Origin of the sequence: Sedimentibacter acidaminivorans, from assembly GCF_017873955.1 — a bacterium.
Classification (GTDB): Bacteria; Bacillota; Clostridia; order Tissierellales; family Sedimentibacteraceae; genus Sedimentibacter; species Sedimentibacter acidaminivorans.
Genome location: NZ_JAGGKS010000004.1, coordinates 35,846 through 56,797 on the forward strand (window position 1 = coordinate 35,846; position 20,952 = coordinate 56,797).

Genomic DNA, 20,952 nt, shown 5'->3' on the forward strand with positions numbered 1-20,952 from the left:
TCTGTTATATTATTTCAACTGCACCAAATTTACATGCAGTATAACAATTGCCACATTTAATACATTTATCCTGAATAATAACATGAGGATTCTTTACAGTACCATCAATAGCCTGAACAGGACATTTTCTTGCACATAAAGTACAACCAGTACATTTTTCTGTATCAATATTGTAAGTTAAAAGAGCTGTACATTTTTTAGCTGGACATTTCTTATCAACTATATGAGCAATATATTCATCTCTAAAATACTTTAATGAAGTTAATACAGGGTTTGGAGCAGTTTGTCCCAATCCACATAAAGATGCATCTTTAACACTTAATGCTAATGCTTCTAACTCATCTAAATCTTCCATAGTTCCATTACCTTCAGTAATTTTCTCTAGAATTTGAAGCATACGCTTTGTACCTACTCTACAGTAAGTACATTTTCCACATGACTCATTGCATGTGAACTCAAGGAAGAATTTTGTTACGTCAACGATACATGTAGTTTCGTCCATAACAACCATACCGCCTGAACCTACTATAGCACCAGTTTTACTTAAATCTTCATAAGTTACAGGTGTATCAAGAAGTGATTCTGGCAAACATCCACCAGATGGTCCTCCAAGCTGAACAGCCTTGAATTTTTTGTCACCTTTAATTCCGCCACCTATGCCAAATATTACTTCTCTAAGAGTCATACCCATAGGAACTTCAGCCAGACCACCAAGCTTTATTTTACCTGAAAGTGCAAAAACTTTAGTTCCCTTGCTTTTTTCTGTTCCTATTGCAGCAAATTTTTCAGGTCCATGAGATATAATCCATGAAACATTTGCAAATGTTTCAACGTTATTAATATTTGTAGGCTTTCTCCAATAACCTGATTGTGCTGGAAATGGAGGCTTAAGTCTTGGCATTCCTCTTTTACCTTCAAGTGATTCAATTAACGCAGTTTCTTCACCACAAACAAATGCTCCTGCTCCCATTTTAATTCTTAAATCAAAACTAAAGCCTGTACCAAGAATATTTTCACCTAAATAATTTTTTTCTGTTGCTTGTTCTATAGCTATATTTAATCTTTTTATTGCTAGAGGGTATTCCGCTCTACAATATATAACTCCATGGTTAGAACCCATTGCAAAACCACAAATTATCATACCTTCTATCAATTTATGTGGGTCTCCTTCAAGCACACTTCTATCCATAAATGCACCTGGGTCTCCCTCATCAGCATTACATACTACATATTTTTCTGTACCTTTTGATTTTAAGGCTGCATCCCATTTAAACCAAGTTGGGAATCCTGCTCCACCTCTACCTCTAAGTCCAGAAATTTTCATTTCTTCTATAACTTCTTCCTGTTTCATGCTAGTTAAAACTTTTTCAAGTGCTTTGTAGCCACCAACTTCCAAATAATCATTTATATTTTCTGGATTTATTTGTCCGCAGTTTTCAAGTGCAACTTTTAATTGATTTTTAACAAAAACATCAGGTTCATCATTTGTATATATTAAATACTCAGTCAATGGTTTTCCATTAACTAAATGACTTTCTACAATCTTATTCGCAATTTCAGCATTTACATGTCCATATGTGTACTTCTTGTCCCCATCAATTATATCAACTAATGGTTCATGGAAGCACATACCAACACATCCTGTAGGTTCAACAATTATATCTAAACCATTTTTAGCTACAGATTCATTTATACTTTCCAATACTTTTCTTCCACCTGCAGCAATACCACAGCTTCCAAGTCCGACTAATACTTTCATCTAAGCTAAATCCTCCTTACGAATATTTCTAATAATTTTCACAGCTTCAGCTGGTGTAAGATTACCATATGCCTCACCATTTATCATCAAAACTGGTGCTAAGCTACAGCATCCTAGACATGATACATCTTCAAGAGTAAACATTCCATCCTCTGTAGTTTCTCCAGGAAGTATCTTAAGTTCTTCACACAATGCTTGAGAAACTTCTTTTGAACCGTTTACATGACATGCAGTTCCTTGACATTGTAATATTAAATATTTTCCTATTGGTTTTAACCTAAACTGTGTGTAAAATGTTGCTACTCCATAAATTACTGACTTCTTGTTATCCGTATTATCAGATATATAATTTAAAGCTTGTAATGGCAAATATCCATAAATATCTTGGGTTGCTTGAAGTATATTAATTAAACTACCTTTTACCTTTCCGTATTTTTCAATTACGGGATTCAAAAGTGAAGTGTCTATAGCTTCATCTTTGAAATTTTTAACCATTTCCTCCGATTTACAATTGTTACACATTTCGTCCTCCTGTGTTATTACTTTTATAAACAAAATAAAATATTTACACTTAATTATAACATCATGACATGATATAAACAAGCATTTTTTGTTTATCATGTTGGTCTCTTATCGTCCACCTTAATAGCACTTTCTAACAGGTTTTTGGCAATAAAAAAATACCTAAAAATTTCGCAATGGAAAATATAAAGGTATTTTTATGCATTTTATTTATTAGTTATATTCTTTATAAAAAGCTTTGTATGCCTTGTATGTCATGTATACATCAGTTTTTGAAACTAATTCAAATGGTGCATGCATACTTAAAACAGGAACACCTAAATCAACAACATCCATATTTAGATTTGCCATTATATAGGCAATTGTTCCTCCACCACCCTGGTCAACTTTTCCAAGTTCTGCAGTCTGCCACATTATGTTGCTCTCGTTAAATATTTTTCTTATTTTTCCAATATATTCAGCACTTGCATCATTCGCTCCTGACTTACCTCTGCTACCTGTATATTTAACCATTACAACACCTTGACCCATAACAGCAGCGTTTTGAAGCTCTGTTACTTGAGGATATGTTGGGTCTACTCCAGCGGCTACATCTGACGAAAGCATGCTTGAATTAGCCAATGCTCTTTTTAAAGAAAGCATATCACTATTTCCCTGTAACAATATCATTTCTCCAACCATATTGTTAAAAAATTCCGAATGCATTCCTGTATTACCTATACTGCCTACTTCTTCTTTATCCGCAAACAAAGCAACTGCAGTTCTATCATTATTATCCACCTCAAATATTGCTTTAAGAGATGTATATGCGCAAACCCTATCGTCGTGGCCATATGCAGATATCATACCCCTATCTATACCAACATCCCTTGCTCGACCTGCTGGTACTATTTCTATTTCAGCAGTTTGGAAGTCCTCTTCAATCATTCCGTATTTTTCATTTAATATTTTTAATACATTTAATTTAAACTTTTTCTCATCATCTTTACCTTCAGCTGGAAGACTACCTATGATTACGTTCAATCCTTCGCCTTCAATTGCTTCTGAAAGTTTTTTATCCTTTTGATCCTTTGCAAGATGTGGAAGTAAATCAGTTATGTAAAATACAGGATCTCTTTCGTCGTCACCAATAGATATGTCTATTGTTTCTCCGTCTGCTTTAACAATAGTACCATATAAAGCAAGAGGTAAAGCAACCCATTGATATTTCCTTATTCCACCATAATAATGTGTCTTTAATAAAGATATACCATGTTCCTCATATAAAGGATTTTGTTTTAAATCAATCCTAGGTGAATCCACATGAGAACCCACTATATTCATTCCATTTTCTATTTTTTCTTTTCCTATAACTGCTAGTACAGCACTTTTTCTTTTGTTTACATAATATACTTTGTCGCCCGTCTTTAATTCATTAAATTCATCTAAAGGCTTAAACCCTTGTTGTTCTGCTCTTCTAATTATTTCTTTAATTGAAAGTCTTTCAGTTTTAGAAGCATCTATAAATGATTTATAGTCTTCCCCTAATTCAAAAACTTTACCTCTTTCCTCAACACTTATTTTTTCCCAAATAAATTTCTTTTTATATATGAGTTCTTCGTTAGTTTTCATTATCTTCTCCTTGTTATTTATGATTTACTATGTTATTATGCTCACTCTATGTACTTTAATTCAGCTAAATATGTTTTATCCTCTATCTGCATGCATTTAATATCATAGTTCTTAACTAAATTAAATTCACCATCATAACCACTCATAAGCCAATTTAAATTTGCATTTAATTTATACCCATAATCAGTTTCTTCTAAACTAATTATTTCATCTACCTTTACACTTAAAGCTAGTTCATAATCTGTGGGATTATCTATGACTTTATACAATATACTTAGATCGTTTTCGAGCAACTTGTCTATTTCTATTTTACTAAGGCCTTCATTTAATTCATTTATATCGTTTGCATTTTTACTCCCATATAAAAAATCATTCATTACATCTATTCGCACATTAAGCAAATGTTCTACCTCTTCTATTTCTTTATGATTTTCATATGCTCCAATAGAATTATAACTAAATAACAATAATATCATTAATAAAATAATAAAACTTTTTTTCATTTGTATCCCCCTAAATATAATTATAAAAAAAATACTAATTCAATTTATTTTTCATAATACTATTATAGATATACAAGTGAAAATTTTTTATCATTAAATGTCACTTAATTACTAAAATTATTCTTTAATTTTCAACAAATTTACTGTTTCTTCGATTGTATGTGTCCACAAACGACTTAAGGATCTGTGCATTACGCACAAATCCTCTAATTAGTTTTCATTTTTTATAAAACTTTACTTTATAGTTTTAACACTATTTCTCTTTTCTATAGTGAACGGCAACTCCATTAAGCCTTTTTGAGTTCTGTCACCTTTTATAGTTTTAATTAGCATTCTCATACCAACCGCTCCAACATCATAATAAGGTTCACCAATAGTAGTCAATTCAGGTCTTACAAATCTACCTTCTCTAATATTTCCATAACCAACAACTGAAACGTCATTTGGAACATTTATTCCATTATCAGAAAAACTATTCATTATTCCAATTGCTATTTCGTCACTACTACATACAGCAGCAGTAAAATCAACAGAATCTTTTGAAATTGTTTTTCCTAGTTCATACGCTTTGTTGTGTTTTCCACTTCCTGCCACAAATACTTTAGAATAATCAAGTTCATTATCTTCAATTGCCTTCATATATCCTGATATTTTATCATTTTCTACAGATGTTCTGTTTTCAAAATCCGAAATAAAAGCAATATTTTCATGACCTTCATTAATTAAATAATTTGTCATTTCATATATTGCGGCAGAACTATCTATAGAAATATAATTCATACTATCATTTACATCTCTAGTAAAAAAGACAGATGGTTTTCCTAAACTCTTTGCTAACTCTAACACATCACTGTCAAATCTATTTCCTACTAAAAATAATCCTTCTGCCTGCTTTCTATCAAGTAGCTGCAAATATTTTTCCTGAGTTTCCTTGTTTGAATAGCTGCTGCAAAGAAGTATATCATAACCATACATCTTTCCTATTTCTTCTATTCCTCTAACTATATCGGCAACATAACTTTGCGCTAGATTGTTGACAATAACACCTATTAAATAAGATCTTCTCGTTACAAGACTTCTAGCAACATCATTTGGTTTATAACCCGTTTCTTCAATAACTTTTAACACTCTTCGCCTAACTTCTGGACTGACCGGTTTTGAATCATTTATTACTCTTGATACTGTAGATATAGAAACTTCTGAAAGTCTGGCAACATCTTTTATTGTTATCATTTTTTCCTCCTATAAGTTATTATATTTAAATCGTATGTACTATCTCATCTATAACTTATTATATATGTTATTTGCAATTTTGGCAATCGCTTTTTTCCCGTTTTCCTAAAAAAGTATAAAAAAACCCGCATATGCCGCAAACTATTAATTCATACCCGCATCTAAGCAGGTGGGCTTTCTGTTAAGTGATTTTGACTTCCCGTCAAAGCGGGCCTGTCATAGGCACTTAAACACAAAAGCCCTTTTACAATATGTCGGTTGAATTAAAAAGCTTCCGAACACCGCAGGCCTTATCTATATTTTGTTGCACCAAGGCTATTCACAGCGCAAGTACTTTATTTAGTTATTATATTTATATGCTTATTATAGCACTTTATATTTTATTTTTCAACTTAAATTTAAATCGCTCTCATATAAAACTTCTTTTTCAATCAGTAAATTTGCTATAGCTTCAACTTTATCTCTATTTTTTTCTATTATGTGCATTACTTCAAAATATAATTCATCAATCAATTTTTTTACTGATTTTTCTACCCCCGAAAGAGGAATTTTAAGCTCATTTGCTAAAATATTAAAATTTATAAAACCCGTATCATCATCCATACCATATTTTGTAATATAGTCTATAGCAAGTGATGTTGATCTCTCTATATCATTTTGTGCTCCTATAGTAACATTATCTCTGCCAAAAAACACTTCTTCAGATACCCTTCCTGCTAATAAAACTGAAAGTTGATTTTTAATTTTTGTTTTAGTAATAACTTCTGTAGAATTTGGAGTGCTTAATGTGTATCCTCCTGCTCCCTTGCTAGTGGGAATAACTGATACTCTAATAATTTTATTTTCAGGCATAAGATATTTTGAAACAAATGCATGTCCAGCTTCATGATATGAAGTTACTATTTTTTGATTTTTATTTTCAGATGGATTTTTTTGTTCTGTCCCAGCAAGAACATTAAGATATGCTTTTTCAATATGTTCTGTACTTATTTCTTCAGAATTATCTCTAATAGCAATCAATGATGCTTCATTTACCAAATTTTCTATCATTGCTCCACTAAAATAAACTGTTAAATCCGCAAGTTTATCTATATCTATATTTTCTTCACAATTTCTTTTGTCCATATAAAGCTTTAATATATCTTTTCTAGCATCTCTATCAGGTAACATTATTTCAATTTGTCTATCAAATCTACCTGGTCTCAAAAGAGCAGAATCTAATGTATCAATTCTATTGGTTGCTGCTACCACGACAATTCCTGTTTCATCGCTAAAACCAGACATTTCAGTGAGAAGTGCATTTAAAGTTCTATCACCCTCATCACTACCTCTCATGTTTCCACCCATTCTTTTTTTACCTATTGCATCTATTTCATCTATAAATATAACACTTTTCCCTGATCGTTTTGCCTTTTTAAAAAGGCTTCTTATTCTTCCTGCTCCAAGTCCTGCATATACTTGTACAAAATCAGAACCTGATACTGCGTAAAATGGTACTCCCGCTTCTCCTGCTAATGCTTTAGCCATAAGTGTTTTCCCTGTTCCAGGTGATCCATAAAGCATTACACCTTTTGGCATTCTTGCATTAAATTTAGTATATTTCTCAGGGTTTTTAATAAAATCAACAATCTCAAGCAAGCTAGCTTTTGCCTCATAGTTTCCTGCTATATCATCAAAATTTGTAGTTGACGAACTCAAATATTCTATATCACTTAAATTATTTATTTCTTTTTGGGCTGATTTTTTGTTTTTAAAAAAAATAAAATAAACAAAAACAATTACACCTAAAACAGCTACTATTTGATATGTTTCCATTGTATACCCCCTATTAATATGACAGAACAATAGCTGAACTATTGCTCTTTTATTGTTCCTCTATTGTTTCACTATTGTAACACAAGGATATACTTTTGGATATACTCAAATTGTTAGTTTATTTTGAATGTTTTTCCTAATTTTCCAACAGATAAAAAAGTACGCATAAAATGCGTACCCTACAGTTCCAAATTAATTATGTGATATATTTTCTTCTAATTTTCTAATAGACAAATGGCTTGTGCTGCTATACCTTCGCCTCTTCCTTCAAAACCTAAATACTCCGTTGTAGTCGCTTTAATATTTATATTTTTAATATCTATTTCCAAATCAAATGAAATATTTTCTTTCATATTTTGTATATAATCCATCATTTTAGGCTTTTGTGCTATTATAACAGAATCTATATTGCCTATATGATATTTATTTTCCTTAATTATTTGGCTCACACGTCGAAGAAGTACCCTGCTGTCAACATCTTTATACTCATTATCTGAATCTGGAAAAAAACATCCTATGTCTTTTTCTCCCATCGCCCCTAACAGACTGTCCATTATTGCATGTATCAAAACATCTGCATCAGAATGACCTTCTAATCCTTTATCATATGGTATTTTAACTCCACCTATTACAAGCTTTCTATTTTCAACTAATGCATGAACATCATATCCAATTCCGACTTTCATATTCTATATCTCCTTATGTTTAATAAACGGTAGCTAATATTTCCGCTATTTTCAAATCAAGAGGTGTAGTAATTTTTATATTTCTCGATAACCCATCTACGACTTTTACCTTATGTCCATAAAACTCAACTATAGATGCATCATCTGTAAAATTAACATCCTTACTTTCATTAATAGCCATATCATAGCATTCTCTAATCAGATAGCAATCAAAAGCTTGCGGCGTTTGAACTGCCTTAAGCTTTTTTCTATCCAATGTATCTTTTACAAAACCTTCTTCTACTACTTTAACTGTATCAACTACATCTATAGCTGGAACACAAGATTTGTATCTATACGCATTTTCTACACATGTATTAATTAACTTATATGAAACAAATGGTCTAACTCCATCATGAATTAGAATTATACCCCCACTTTTAGAAGCCATCTTCACACCTTCGTATACAGATTCTGTTCTAGTTTTCCCACCACCAAGTACTTTAACAATTTTCTCATAATCACATGCAATATTAATTCTTACATATTCTAATTCTTCTTTATTTACAACAAGTATTATTTCATCTACATAATTACTTTTTTCAAATTTATATATGGTTGAATCTAAAATAGTTTTACCTGCAATAGTCATATATTGTTTAGGTGTTTCAGAGTTCATTCTTGTTCCTCTGCCTGCAGCAACTATTATTGCAGTTACTTTTTTATCTATATACATAATGTCCCGCCTTTAATTCAATAATTCTTTAATATTTAAGTCTTTTAACTCCACATGTGGAACTCCAAGCTTTCTAGATTGAAGAAATGTACCATGGCAGTCTGAACCTCCAGATATCATTAAATTATTTTTTTTACAAAATTCGATGTACCCTTCAACATAGCTTTGATTGTAAGGTGAATAGCATTCCATGCCATCAATACCTATTTCAAGCCAGTACTTCATCTCACTTTCTGGCATATATGCATTTTTGTAATTATATGCTGGGTGTGCAAGAATTACCCTTCCACCACTATTTTTAGCAATCCTAATTGTTTCTTCAGGACTTTTTAAATTAGCTCTAAACCCTGATTTATTTACGTCAGCAAGATGAGATGATAAATCCTTGTGTATCCCCTTATCCACCATATAGTTATATGATTTCCAACCACCACGTTTTATATTGTATTCATATTTTTCAAAGTCCTCATAATCAACATTTTCATATAACAAAGAAGCATATTGTTTTATATATTCTTTGTTTGAATTAATCCTATTTTCATTAGTCCAATTCATAAGCTTTATTAAATTTTCATTATTGACATCATAATTATATGTCAATATATGATATTCTCTACCTTGATAGGTTGTTGTAAGTTCAACACCATGCAAATGAATTAAATTATCATTTGAGGTGATTATTTCATCCATTTTTGTTACATTATCTATACAATCATGATCTGTTATAGAAAATATGTTAATTTTATTTTTAATTAATTGTTCTTTTAATTCATATATATCCCATGTTCCATCAGATGCACAGGTATGCATATGCAAATCAACTTTTATCATTATTACCCCTTTATATCAATATGTCATCATTAACCCTTTTATAAAATTTTTCTTTTACCTTTTCAAAATCTTTTGTTTCGCCCATTATCCACATAAGCTTTGTTATGGCGGATTCAACAGTCATATCATATGATTGAAGAATTTTATATTGTCTTAACGCCTTAATTCCCACTTCATATACATCCATGTCACTTCCCTCAAGCATAACTTGAGTTGCAACAACCACTATCTTCCCACTATCTGAAAGTTTTCCTAACTTTTCAAGGAAGTTTCTCTTATCTAAAAATGGTAATCCTCCTACACCATAACTTTCTATAACAATTCCTTCATATTTTTCCCCAATATAGTCAAGAACATCTGGATCCATACCAGGAGCTAGTTTAAGCAAAAAAATATTAGAATAAATTTTATTATAGAACTTTACACTTTCTTTTGATTCTTCGCTTCTAATATATTTAGATATCCTTTTATCATCAATTAATGCAGCAACGGGGAAATTTATACTTTCAAAGGCACTATAACTTTTAGATTTTATTTTTCTAGCTCGAGTTCCAATTATAGCTTTACCATCAAATACTATATATACACCCTTAACATTTAAATCATGTGCAAATCTAAAGCTATCCAACAAATTTTTTCTAGCATCTGTTATCTCAGCATTTATCGGCTTTTGTGATCCTGTAATTATAATGGGTTTATCTGGATTTTGCACAAGATATGAAAGTGCAGATGCTGTGTATGACATGGTGTCAGTGCCGTGAGATATAACGAATCCATCATATTTATCGTAAACCTTTTCGATTGTTTCAGAAATTAAAGTCCAGTATTCTGGTTGAATATTTGTGCTATCTATATTCAAAAGTTGAATTGTTTCCACGTTGCAAAACTCTTTTATTTCGGGAACATACTCCATGAGTTCATCAGATGTTATGCCAGGTGCTAGGCCATCTATAGTTTTTTTTGAGGCAATTGTACCACCTGTAGCAATTAGCAAAATATTCTTTTTCATTATAATCTCCTATTCTATTTTTTGAAATTTATTTACCGTTCAAACCGTTATGTAAAGATTTCGTACCTAACATTATATTTAAATATGTTAATAAAATGCTCAAATTAATTTTCTCATGTCATCTGGCAATTCACATTTTATTGTCATATTTTTACCCGTTGTTGGATGAACAAATATCATTTCATAGCAATGCAATGATTGCCTTTTTATTTCTTTACTTTCACTCCCATACAAAGTATCTCCCAAAACAGGATGACCTATATGCTTCATATGTACTCTAATTTGATGAGTTCTACCAGTTTCAAGCTTTAACTTTACTAAAGTCTTATCTTTAAACCTACCCTTTACTTCGTAGTGAGTAATGCATTCTTTTCCCGAAGGATCAACTACCCGTATTATATCTTCTGCATTTAACCTGCCTATTGGTTCATTTATTGTACCTTTGTCTTCTTTAATCAAACCTTCTACTATAGCATAGTAATATTTTTCTACAGTATTTAATTTCATTTGATTGGCAAGTTCATTGTGAATATATGGATTTTTAGCAATTATAACAATTCCTGATGTGTTCATATCCAGACGATTAACGAAACGAACTTTTTTTCGTATGCCCTTTTGCTTAAAGTAATAAGCTACACCATTGGCTATTGTATTATCTTGATGTGATTTAGTTGGGTGCACTACAATATATGGTGGTTTATTTATTATAAGCATATCCGAATCTTCGTATATTATCTCTATGGGAATATTTACAGCATTATATTCATCTTCTTCATCATTGAATTCCAATGATAAAACATCGCCTTTAAAAACACTTTTATTTAATTTAGAAGGCTTTTCATTTAATAATATTTTACCAGCAAGTTCAAGCTTCTTAGATAATCTTTTAGAAAATTTCAAATTTTCAGTCATTATCTTCTTTACAGTTCTATCATTTTCTTGTATTGTATAGTTAATGATGTTATCATTGTTATTATTAATCATTGTGTACTCCTATATTTTTTTTAAATAGTACATTATTAATATAATATAAAAAGTATTGTATGTAAAGAGGATAATTATGAATGACAAAGTTATTAACATAGCTTCAAACCAGGAAAAATATACTTTAGAAATAAAAAACAAACTTATGAATATGCTACATGATAATGGTTATAAATGTAGCGAAAAATTCAACCCGAAGGCTGAGCTAAATATTACAATAGGTGGTGATGGTGCATTTCTTCGAGGTGTGAGAGATAGCCGTTTCTCTAAAATACCATTTGTAGGTATAAACACTGGAACCTTAGGCTTTTATCCAGAAATAACACCTGAAAACATGGAAAAATTTATTGAAGATTATAAAAATGGTAATTATACTACAAATCAAGTTAATTTAATTGAAAGCGAAATATATAAAAATGGTTGTACTGAAAAACTATATGCAGTTAATGATATAATCATTAAAAGAAAGGATATGAAAACAATCCATTTAAATGTTTATATTGACTCTAACCATTTGCAGACTATAAGTGGTGACGGGTTAATAATATCTTCTCCTATGGGAAGTTCAGCATATAATCTTTCTGCTGGTGGAAGCTTAGTATATCCATCTCTTAAGACATTGCAAATAATGCCCTTGTCACCTATTATTTCAAATGCTTATAGATGTTTAAATTGTAGTATTATTGTTCCACCTCAATTCGAAGTGAAAATAATTCCAGAAAGAAGAGATGATTACTTTATAACCCTTTTAGCTGATGGAGTACCATATGAAATAGATGGGTTGGAATATGTTAGTTTTAGAACTTCTAAAAAAGTTATAAAAAGGTTAACAACAGGAACTTATAATTATTGGAATGTAATAAAAGAAAAATTTTTATAAATACGTTCCATTCCAAACATATAGCCTATATAAACGCTTAAAATCATCATTATTTGAGGTGTTAAAGATACAGAATCAACTGTTCCATGAACCAAAACCATTACAATTATTGAAAAAGAAGTAATCCATCTCTGGTTATTTCTTTTTTTTGCTTCTCTCCATGTGTTACTAATTAATTTAAAAATTATAAATATAAAACCACCAAACCCAATTATGCCCGATTCGGTTAGAACTTGTATGTATAAGTTATGGCAATGCTCAATATTTGGTTTAACTATATCTGAATATGATGATATATATTTAAATAGAGTACCAAATCCAATACCAGTTAACATATTATCTTTTACAATGCTAAAACATGCTTTCCAAATTTCAATCCTATACATCATAGAGCTATCTTCTATCATCTTAACTGGGTTAGAACGACCTATATTTAATATTTTATCAAATCCTATAATTACCACAAATACAAACAATGCAAATTTAAAATATTTCTTGTCAAACAAAATACCTGAAATAACTAAAGAAACTACCAAAGATATCCACGTAGCTCTTGAAAAAGTCAAAAACATACATACTAAACCCAATGCAAACAAAACTATTTCCTTATAACTTTTATCCTTGATATTAATTTCACCACATAAAATTATTAAAATGATATTTATATAAAAACCAAAAACATTAGGATTGAAGAATGTAGAAAAAATTCTTTTTTTTAACTTAAATTCTTCAACATCAACCCATTTTTGTGGCATTACGAAATGAGGATTTAAATATTGTGCTATTCCAATTATAAAAACTACTAAAGATACAATATAAATCAGCTTTTTCATCTTTTTTATACTAATTCTTTCTATATATACCGCAGTTAAACCAACTGAATACATGCATAGCAGCATTATAATTCCATATAACAAGGAAATTATTAAATAGTTAGAAAAAACTACACCTATAATAATATATAACATTACAATAAGTAAATATTTATTAGATTTTATATAGCTAATAATTTTATATTCTCCCCTATAAATTTGTACAATAAAAACTGCTGCAACAAACACATACGCAGCAGGTATAAAAACTATTGATAATATTAATAAAATATAAAATTGTTCATCCTTTTTCATTGTACTATCCATTATTAATATTGTAATCTATATTACATTTTCAATGTAAATTTAGTTCCTTCATCCATAACACTTTCTACTGTCAAGCTAAATTTATGGATGTCTGCAATCCACTTTGCGATACTTAAGCCAAGACCTGTGCCACCTTCTCTATGGCGCGCCTTATCCGCTCTATAAAATCTGTCAAATATTCTATCCATATCATATTTACTAATACCTATACCAGTATCTTCTACAGTTAGCACCTTTTTATTCTTTTCAGTATATAATTTAACTGTAACTTTTCCAGACTCTGTATATTTTATAGCATTATCAATTAATATAACAATCATTCTTCTAATTTTGTCATAATCACCTTTTATAAGTATGTCTTCATTATTTATCAATTCAAAGTCAATGTCTTTGTTCTTTGCTATAATATCCATGTTAGCACATATATTCTCAATAATTTCAGTTAGTGAAATTTCAGATATATCTAATTTTTCATCATTTGAATCAGCTTTAGCAAGAGTTAAAAGTTGGTCAATTAATTTCGCCATTACCCTCGTTTCTGAATAGGCATTATCTAGCCACATCTCATTTTCTTCAACAGTTCCTTCATCGTCACTTAAAACAACATCTAGATTTGTTTGTATAACAGTGAGCGGAGTTCTTAACTCATGAGATGCATCAGCAATAAATTCCTTTTGTCTCTTCCATGTATCTTTTACAGGTTTTAATGCTTTTCCTGTAAAAATATAACTAATACAAAGCAAAATCAACATACCAGTAGAGCCAAATAATAATAATACAGTTTTTAAAAACGACCATATTATTTCTTCATTAATAGTATTTTGGAATACCTGTACAATCCCAGGACCACTATTAGTGTCAAAATATTTTGTGTAAATTCTATAATTAATGCCACTTACCCTTTTAGTTGCATAAGAATCAGTTTTAGTACAAAACGAATCAACTGCTAAAGTAGCTATTGCATCCGCTATCTCAGATTCACCTTTTTTTTCATAAACTCTTTCAAATTTTTCATTATAAATTACATAACTCGCCTCAAGTTTTTCCGAACCCATAATAGCAAGCTTTGGTCCTAAATTAAAAAGTGTATCCCTTTCCTTGAAAATACCTTCTGAAAAAAACGAGTCATTGTATGTGTATATTCTAATTGCCTCTGATTGCATAAGCTTCTTTGTACCGTCTTCAAACACAACCTTTGTAAAATTATAAATCCCAGTAGCAACAAACAGCATAAAAACAATTAAAACAACCCCCATATATGCCGTTAGTTTTATATGAAGTTTTTTAAACATATTATTTCTCCTTAAGCATATATCCAACTCCACGTACGGTTTCAATTTTAGCATTTGTTGATTCCAATCTTTTTCTCAAATGATGTACGTAAATTTCTATATTACTCTCTAAAATATCTGCTTCTAATCCCCATATTCTATCTATTATTTGCTCTCTAGTAAATACCTGTCTAGGCTTTTTTATAAACATTTCCATAAGCATTGCTTCTTTTAATGGTATTTTATATTCCACATTATCTATATACAAAAGATAGTTTTTTACATCATATTTTATATTTTCAAACTCATAAGTTTCACCTATGAATTCAGTATTTTTTCTTCTTGCCAAAGCTTTAACTCTAGCAATTAACTCTTTTGTAGCAAAAGGTTTAACCAAATAGTCATCTGCACCCGTTTCAAGTCCAAATACTCTATCATCAACAGCATCTTTTGCAGTAAGCATTATTACTGGTGTTTTGTTTCCTGCTTTTCGTATAGACTTTAAAATTTCAATTCCATTTACACCAGGTAGCATTATGTCGAGAATTATAACATCATATATTTCTTTTTCAGAAAGAATAAGTCCTTCCTCTCCATCATTAGCTATATCAACATCTATTTTTTGCTTTGAAAATAAAAACTTCAAAGCTTGAGTAATTTTAACTTCATCCTCAACAATTAATATTCTCATTTTTATTCAACTTCCTCCTTTGTACAGCAGTGCCCTTAGGTACCCAAAACTTAAATTTATTATTTACTATATCAAAATTAACATCATTATATATATAGCTTTCACCATCTATACACAAATTAATAGGCTTATTGCTTTCGATTCTTACATTTTTACACTTTCTATATGTGATATACTTCTGTATATTGCTTTTATCAAGATGTGTTCCTTCTTTATAGCTTTTAATAAGTTCAAGTATCTTTAGCCTCGATATGGTTTCAACTAAGCATACATCTATAATACCATCATTTACTTTTGCTAAAGGTGCGCATTTATAACCGCCCCCATAAGAATGGCCATTTGCTACAACACAAAGTAAAAACCTTCCACTTATTTTTTCTTCATAATCAATCTCTATATGTAAATTCTTTCCTAAACTTTTCATTAAACAATACAGAACAGATAATATATAACAACTATTTCCGTTGATGAACGGAATCTTTTTAAACTTATGCATATTAAATGCTGCATCAGCGTCAAAACCTATGTTGCAAACTGAAACTGCATACTCATCTCTTATTTTTATTAAGTCTAAACTTACACTCTCTCCTTGTATTTGTAATTCAATATTTTCAAAATTAATTACATTGCTAAAGTTTCTTACAAAGTCATTTCCAGTACCGCAAGGTATAAGACCTACATGTACATGTTCATATTTACATGCTGCATTAACCACCTCATGTAGCGTTCCATCTCCACCACATGAATAAAATACACATGGAAAATTTTCCTCACATTTTTCTATAACAAATCTCGCTGCATCTCCTTTATATTTGGTCAAATATATCTCATAATCATTATCTTTATCTGAAAAGTAATTATTTATGTTATTTTCTATATTATGTTGATATTTACCTTTGCCAGCTATAGGATTAATTATAAAAATATGCTTCATTAAGCTTCCCTCAACAATGTTTTTATTATATTATATATTATTAAAAATTATATTGCAAATATCAAATTTAAAAATAAAAAGGGCTTCAGAATACTTTATAGTAAACCTACCACCCATACTAACATTATTTATTTAAATTTACATGTTCAGCTACTTTTTTATCAATTGTTTTTATATGTCTAATAAGCCAGTCTCCAATTTTACTATTAACTTTTGCAACAAGAGGTATTGTTGCTCCACCTTTTTCAAATTCTGAAACAATATTTGCAACATCTTTCTTAAAATCCTCATGAAGTTTCTTATGAGCTATATAATCTGGATATTTAGATTTAAGCTGAAGCTTTTCCTCATCATTAAAGTGCTTAACTACATAATCATTTAAGAAATTCAAAGTTTTCTGAACCTCTATACGTCCTTTTCCCTGACTACATGCATCCAACAAATCATTTATTGCTTTGATTAATGATTTGTGCTGTTCATCTATTGCTGAATTGCCAGTCTCTAATGATTGGTCCCATTTATATGCCATTTTTTGCTTCCTCTTTTCTTTTTACTCTTTATTTACTTTTTAGTTACAAACTAAGCTAATGCTACATTACCTAATGTAAAGAAATTTCTTTTTTTTATTCGAATCAAACATTCATATTCATCTATTGGGATTGGTTTAGAAAATATAAAACCTTGAGCCATATCACATCCTATATTTTTAAGAAATTCCACCTGTGCATCACTATCTACACCTTCTGATACAACATTCAGTTTTAAATTCTTAGCCAAATTAACTACATTGCTCACAATCATCCTAGCATTATAATCTTCAATATGCTCTAAAAAAGTTTTATCTAGTTTTAACGTATCGATTGGTATCTCTCTAAGTAATCCAAGGCTTGAATAACCTGAACCAAAATCATCCATAGATATATTAAATCCGTTCTCTCTAAACTTTTTCATGGTAGAAAAAATTTCATTTGTATTTCCAAATACCACCGACTCTGTAATCTCTATTTCAATTAATCCTATAGGAATGTTATATTTATCCAGTATTTCTTTATAATCACTAACAAAATTGCCCCTTATGAAATGTAATCTAGAAACATTAACAGATATAGGAACAATATCATAACCACTATCTAACCATTTTCTCAAAGTAATACATACATGTTCAAATACAAACTTATCGAGTATAGTAATAAAACCATTTTTTTCAAATATAGGTATGAACTTTATCGGTTCCATAAACCCTAATGTAGGATGGTCCCATCGTACCAATGCTTCCGCACCAGAAATAAATCCATCAGAAAGATTAATTTTAGGTTGTAAAAATACTTTAAATTCGTTGTTTTTTAAAGCATAATACATATCATCCTCAATTTTTTTCTCTTCAATAAGCATATATCTCATAGTCTCGTTATAAATGGAATAATGGCTCTTATATCCTCCCTTAATGCTTTTCTTAGCAAGTTTTGCTTTATCTATGGCCAATCTAATGTCACAATTTTCTTCAATAAAATATATACCCGAAGTTATTATGGGCTTAATGTTTAGTATTGTCCATATGCTAAGGTTTTCTATACCCATGGATACACTATAAACTTTGTTTAATAATTCAGATTGTTTTTCTTTATATTTAAAAAGAATTAAGAAATTATCTGCATATGACCTGCAATATATTTGCTCATTTTTAAGTGTATCATTTAAGAAACCACCTATTTCCATTAAAACTTCATCACCACTACTATGACCAAATCTGTCATTAATCATATTGAATTTATCTATATCCAAGTGCACAAGTGCATATTTGTAATTGCTTTTTTTACTTAACACCATTTCTGCATTAATTATAAAGCTATTTAAATTGTTTATATTACATACAACATCCAAATTTTTAGAATTGTTTATTTCTCTTATCTTATTTGAATATTTTTTGCTAACAATTAAAAATATAATCCCCATAATACATAATCCTATAATTAGCACAACAAAAACAATGTTGGATATACCTAGAAATATAATATCTCTAAATGATATTTCACTAATCTTATTTAGGATAAAAAAGATTTTTGAAGATAAAACTGTACTAATCCCCAACGCAACTAAGATGAACATTATTAAAACTTGTCTAACTTCTTTATTAAATATTTTTTCATCTTTTCTTTTTATGATTATCACCGCCGTCAAATTTAATGCTATCTATATATATATCGACACTCTACATTAAAAGTTTACTTTTTTATGGCATTTTTTATATAATTATTTATAAGCAATTTATATAGCTATGCTAATTTCTTAAATGTCGCGGTGTGCAATTTAATCGTTATATGCTTTGTTTTTTAATTTTATTCCATCTACTAAGTTTCTTAAAACCTGTGCTTGCCCGTTAAGTTCTTCGCTTGCAGCAGCACTTTCTTCAGCTGTTGCAGAATTGGTTTGAACAACCGCAGAAATTTGCTCTATTCCAGCTGTTACTTGATTTGCTGCCATGGCTTGTTGCTTAGATGTTTGAGCTATTTCATCTATAAGCGATGCAGTCATATTAGTTTTTTCTACTATTAACTTCAATGAACCTTCTGTATCACCAGCTATTTTCACTCCATTTGATACTGCATTTAAAGAGCTTTCAATTAGCTGAGTAGTTTCATTAGCTGCATCTGCGCTTTTTGATGCTAGATTTCTTACTTCATCAGCTACAACTGCAAATCCTTTGCCAGCAGATCCCGCCCTTGCAGCTTCAACTGCTGCATTTAAAGCAAGTATATTAGTTTGAAATGCAATATCTTCAATTGCCTTTATTATTTTTCCTATTTTAAGAGATGTTTCATTTATTTCATCCATTGCATGCATCATAGTCTTAATTTGATTACTTCCATTTCGAACCTCAATTGAACTTTCATCAGAAACCTTTTTTGCATTTTCAGAATTTTGAGCGCTCTGATTTATATGTTCAGTCATTTCATTTATAGTTGCTGCAAGTTCTTCTATAGAACTAGCTTGTTCCGTTGCTCCTTGTGATAACGCTTGTGCTCCACCTGCTATCTGTTCAGAACCACTTGCAACTTGCCCTGCACTTTCATCTATTTGACCAGTTATATCATTAAGAAATTTAATTATTTTCTTAATAGATACATTTATTTCTGATAAATCACCCTCATATTCATTTTCAACAGTTGTAGTAAAATCACCTTCTGAAATTTTACCGAGATGATATGTTATATCGCTTATTATTGTATTCAGTCTACTTACTGTCAATTCCAATGAATTTAATAATAAACTAGTTTCATCCTTACTTGTTGTTTTAGGAACTTCTGTATGTAAATCACCATTAGATAAAAGCTCTAATCTTTCAGCGCATGATTTTATAGGATTAGAAATCCTATTTGCAAGCAATATTGCTAAAATACTAGCAAAAACAATAGACAATGCTACTATAACACAAGTTACAATTAAGCTGAAAAACATGTTTTCTAAATATTCATTTTGTGGTGTACTTTCAAAGAAACCCCATCCATCAGTTCCCTCTATTGGTGAATATGTTAGTAATTTACTTGCACCTTCATATGTATAAGTTCCAAATGTTGCTTCGCCTTTCAACATTTTTTGCAATAGTAATGCCAACTTTTTATTACTACCATCATTCTCATAATTAGCAATAGGATTTTCTTTGTTTAAAACTTTGTCTTTATTCATATGAGCTATAATATTTCCATCTTTATCTAATATAAACCCATACCCATCTGTTCCAACCTTTACACTTGATGATATATCCGAAAGTACAAGACCATCAACCTCAATAACTACCACTCCTTCTACAAAGGAATCATAAATTCCATCCTTCCACAATGGAGCTGATATTATACAATTAATTTGACCTGTTTCACTTATTTCTGGATTTGCAATAAATGTATCACCATTCATTGAAGCCTTAAAATAATCAGTATCTCTTACAATGTTTATTTTTCCTGTACTATTTGATACTGCTGAACCATTCCTATTAGTAACATAAACATCTATCAAATTATACTTGTTTATCATTTGTTTGTAAATTTCAATTTTTTGAGATTGAGTAGTGAAAAGGTTTGTCAACTTTGCATTTAAACCTATATTACTAGCAATTGTTTCATACACTTCTAACTTGTTTCTAACAGAGTTAGAACCTATAATAGCTACATCACTCATAGTCTTTTCTAATGTGTCAAATGTAGACTTATAATTTAAAAATGCCGATACCCCTCCAACAACAATTTGGGCTATAACAACTATAGCAACAATACTTGCAAATAATTTTGTTTTTATACTCTTCATTTTTTCTCCTCTAATATCCAATGAGATTTTATTATACATTATATTAAATATATCGACATAAAACCAAAAT

At 30.0% G+C, this 20,952-nt stretch carries 19 protein-coding genes and 1 other RNA gene; 1 reads left to right on the forward strand and 19 read right to left on the reverse strand.

Annotated elements, in window-relative coordinates; all coding sequences use genetic code 11:
• Positions 1 to 4: 4 nt before the first annotated feature.
• The 12 genes from J2Z76_RS07545 to J2Z76_RS07600 form a co-directional block, all read right to left on the reverse strand.
• On the reverse strand, positions 5 to 1,759 hold the full coding sequence (locus tag J2Z76_RS07545) for an NADH-quinone oxidoreductase subunit NuoF (RefSeq protein WP_209511428.1): 1,755 nt from the start codon (positions 1,757 to 1,759) through the stop codon (positions 5 to 7).
• Complete coding sequence (nuoE, locus tag J2Z76_RS07550; protein ID WP_209511429.1) at positions 1,760 to 2,281, reverse strand: NADH-quinone oxidoreductase subunit NuoE; 522 nt, start codon at positions 2,279 to 2,281, stop codon at positions 1,760 to 1,762.
• 213 nt (positions 2,282 to 2,494) lie between these two features.
• Entirely contained in the window at positions 2,495 to 3,892 is a 1,398-nt protein-coding gene (locus J2Z76_RS07555; protein ID WP_209511430.1) for an aminopeptidase, read from the reverse strand.
• Positions 3,893 to 3,933: 41 nt separating this feature from the next.
• The gene (locus J2Z76_RS07560; protein ID WP_209511431.1) at positions 3,934 to 4,395 is read right to left on the reverse strand and encodes a hypothetical protein; all 462 of its coding nucleotides are present in this window, start codon (positions 4,393 to 4,395) and stop codon (positions 3,934 to 3,936) included.
• A gap of 234 nt (positions 4,396 to 4,629) precedes the next feature.
• A complete protein-coding gene (locus J2Z76_RS07565) occupies positions 4,630 to 5,628 on the reverse strand; it encodes a LacI family DNA-binding transcriptional regulator (protein ID WP_209511432.1) in 999 nt (332 codons plus the stop codon).
• Between the two features lie 118 nt (positions 5,629 to 5,746).
• Positions 5,747 to 5,921: non-coding RNA, 6S RNA (ssrS, locus tag J2Z76_RS07570), on the reverse strand.
• Between the two features lie 94 nt (positions 5,922 to 6,015).
• On the reverse strand, positions 6,016 to 7,443 hold the full coding sequence (locus J2Z76_RS07575; protein WP_209511433.1) for an ATP-dependent metallopeptidase FtsH/Yme1/Tma family protein: 1,428 nt from the start codon (positions 7,441 to 7,443) through the stop codon (positions 6,016 to 6,018).
• Between the two features lie 215 nt (positions 7,444 to 7,658).
• A complete protein-coding gene (gene ispF / locus J2Z76_RS07580; RefSeq protein WP_209511434.1) occupies positions 7,659 to 8,129 on the reverse strand; it encodes a 2-C-methyl-D-erythritol 2,4-cyclodiphosphate synthase in 471 nt (156 codons plus the stop codon).
• Between the two features lie 19 nt (positions 8,130 to 8,148).
• Entirely contained in the window at positions 8,149 to 8,844 is a 696-nt protein-coding gene (ispD, locus tag J2Z76_RS07585; RefSeq protein WP_209511435.1) for a 2-C-methyl-D-erythritol 4-phosphate cytidylyltransferase, read from the reverse strand.
• Between the two features lie 12 nt (positions 8,845 to 8,856).
• The gene (locus J2Z76_RS07590) at positions 8,857 to 9,675 is read right to left on the reverse strand and encodes a PHP domain-containing protein (protein WP_209511436.1); all 819 of its coding nucleotides are present in this window, start codon (positions 9,673 to 9,675) and stop codon (positions 8,857 to 8,859) included.
• Between the two features lie 10 nt (positions 9,676 to 9,685).
• Positions 9,686 to 10,684, reverse strand: a complete 999-nt coding sequence (locus J2Z76_RS07595; protein WP_209511437.1) for an asparaginase — start codon at positions 10,682 to 10,684, stop codon at positions 9,686 to 9,688.
• Positions 10,685 to 10,783: 99 nt separating this feature from the next.
• Positions 10,784 to 11,668, reverse strand: a complete 885-nt coding sequence (locus J2Z76_RS07600) for an RluA family pseudouridine synthase (protein ID WP_209511438.1) — start codon at positions 11,666 to 11,668, stop codon at positions 10,784 to 10,786.
• 76 nt (positions 11,669 to 11,744) lie between these two features.
• Between J2Z76_RS07600 and J2Z76_RS07605 the strand changes: the two genes are divergently transcribed.
• Positions 11,745 to 12,548, forward strand: a complete 804-nt coding sequence (locus tag J2Z76_RS07605) for an NAD(+)/NADH kinase (RefSeq protein ID WP_209511439.1) — start codon at positions 11,745 to 11,747, stop codon at positions 12,546 to 12,548.
• Here J2Z76_RS07605 and J2Z76_RS07610 read toward each other — a convergent pair.
• From J2Z76_RS07610 to J2Z76_RS07640, 7 genes are all read right to left on the reverse strand, one after another.
• The gene (locus J2Z76_RS07610) at positions 12,515 to 13,675 is read right to left on the reverse strand and encodes an O-antigen ligase family protein (protein ID WP_209511440.1); all 1,161 of its coding nucleotides are present in this window, start codon (positions 13,673 to 13,675) and stop codon (positions 12,515 to 12,517) included. The two genes, J2Z76_RS07605 and J2Z76_RS07610, sit on opposite strands and share 34 nt — an antisense overlap.
• A 32-nt stretch (positions 13,676 to 13,707) precedes the next feature.
• Entirely contained in the window at positions 13,708 to 14,979 is a 1,272-nt protein-coding gene (locus tag J2Z76_RS07615) for a sensor histidine kinase (protein WP_209511441.1), read from the reverse strand.
• Position 14,980: 1 nt separating this feature from the next.
• Positions 14,981 to 15,649, reverse strand: a complete 669-nt coding sequence (locus tag J2Z76_RS07620) for a response regulator transcription factor (RefSeq protein WP_209511442.1) — start codon at positions 15,647 to 15,649, stop codon at positions 14,981 to 14,983.
• Positions 15,630 to 16,583 (reverse strand): diacylglycerol/lipid kinase family protein, encoded by a 954-nt coding sequence (locus tag J2Z76_RS07625; protein ID WP_209511443.1) that lies wholly within the window; start codon positions 16,581 to 16,583, stop codon positions 15,630 to 15,632. Before J2Z76_RS07625 ends, J2Z76_RS07620 begins: the two co-directional genes overlap by 20 nt.
• A gap of 124 nt (positions 16,584 to 16,707) precedes the next feature.
• Positions 16,708 to 17,112, reverse strand: coding sequence for a bacteriohemerythrin (locus tag J2Z76_RS07630; protein WP_209511444.1), 405 nt, complete (start codon positions 17,110 to 17,112; stop codon positions 16,708 to 16,710).
• A gap of 50 nt (positions 17,113 to 17,162) precedes the next feature.
• Complete coding sequence (locus J2Z76_RS07635; RefSeq protein WP_209511445.1) at positions 17,163 to 18,752, reverse strand: bifunctional diguanylate cyclase/phosphodiesterase; 1,590 nt, start codon at positions 18,750 to 18,752, stop codon at positions 17,163 to 17,165.
• A gap of 138 nt (positions 18,753 to 18,890) precedes the next feature.
• The gene (locus J2Z76_RS07640; RefSeq protein WP_209511446.1) at positions 18,891 to 20,882 is read right to left on the reverse strand and encodes a methyl-accepting chemotaxis protein; all 1,992 of its coding nucleotides are present in this window, start codon (positions 20,880 to 20,882) and stop codon (positions 18,891 to 18,893) included.
• Between the last annotated feature and the right edge of the window lie 70 nt (positions 20,883 to 20,952).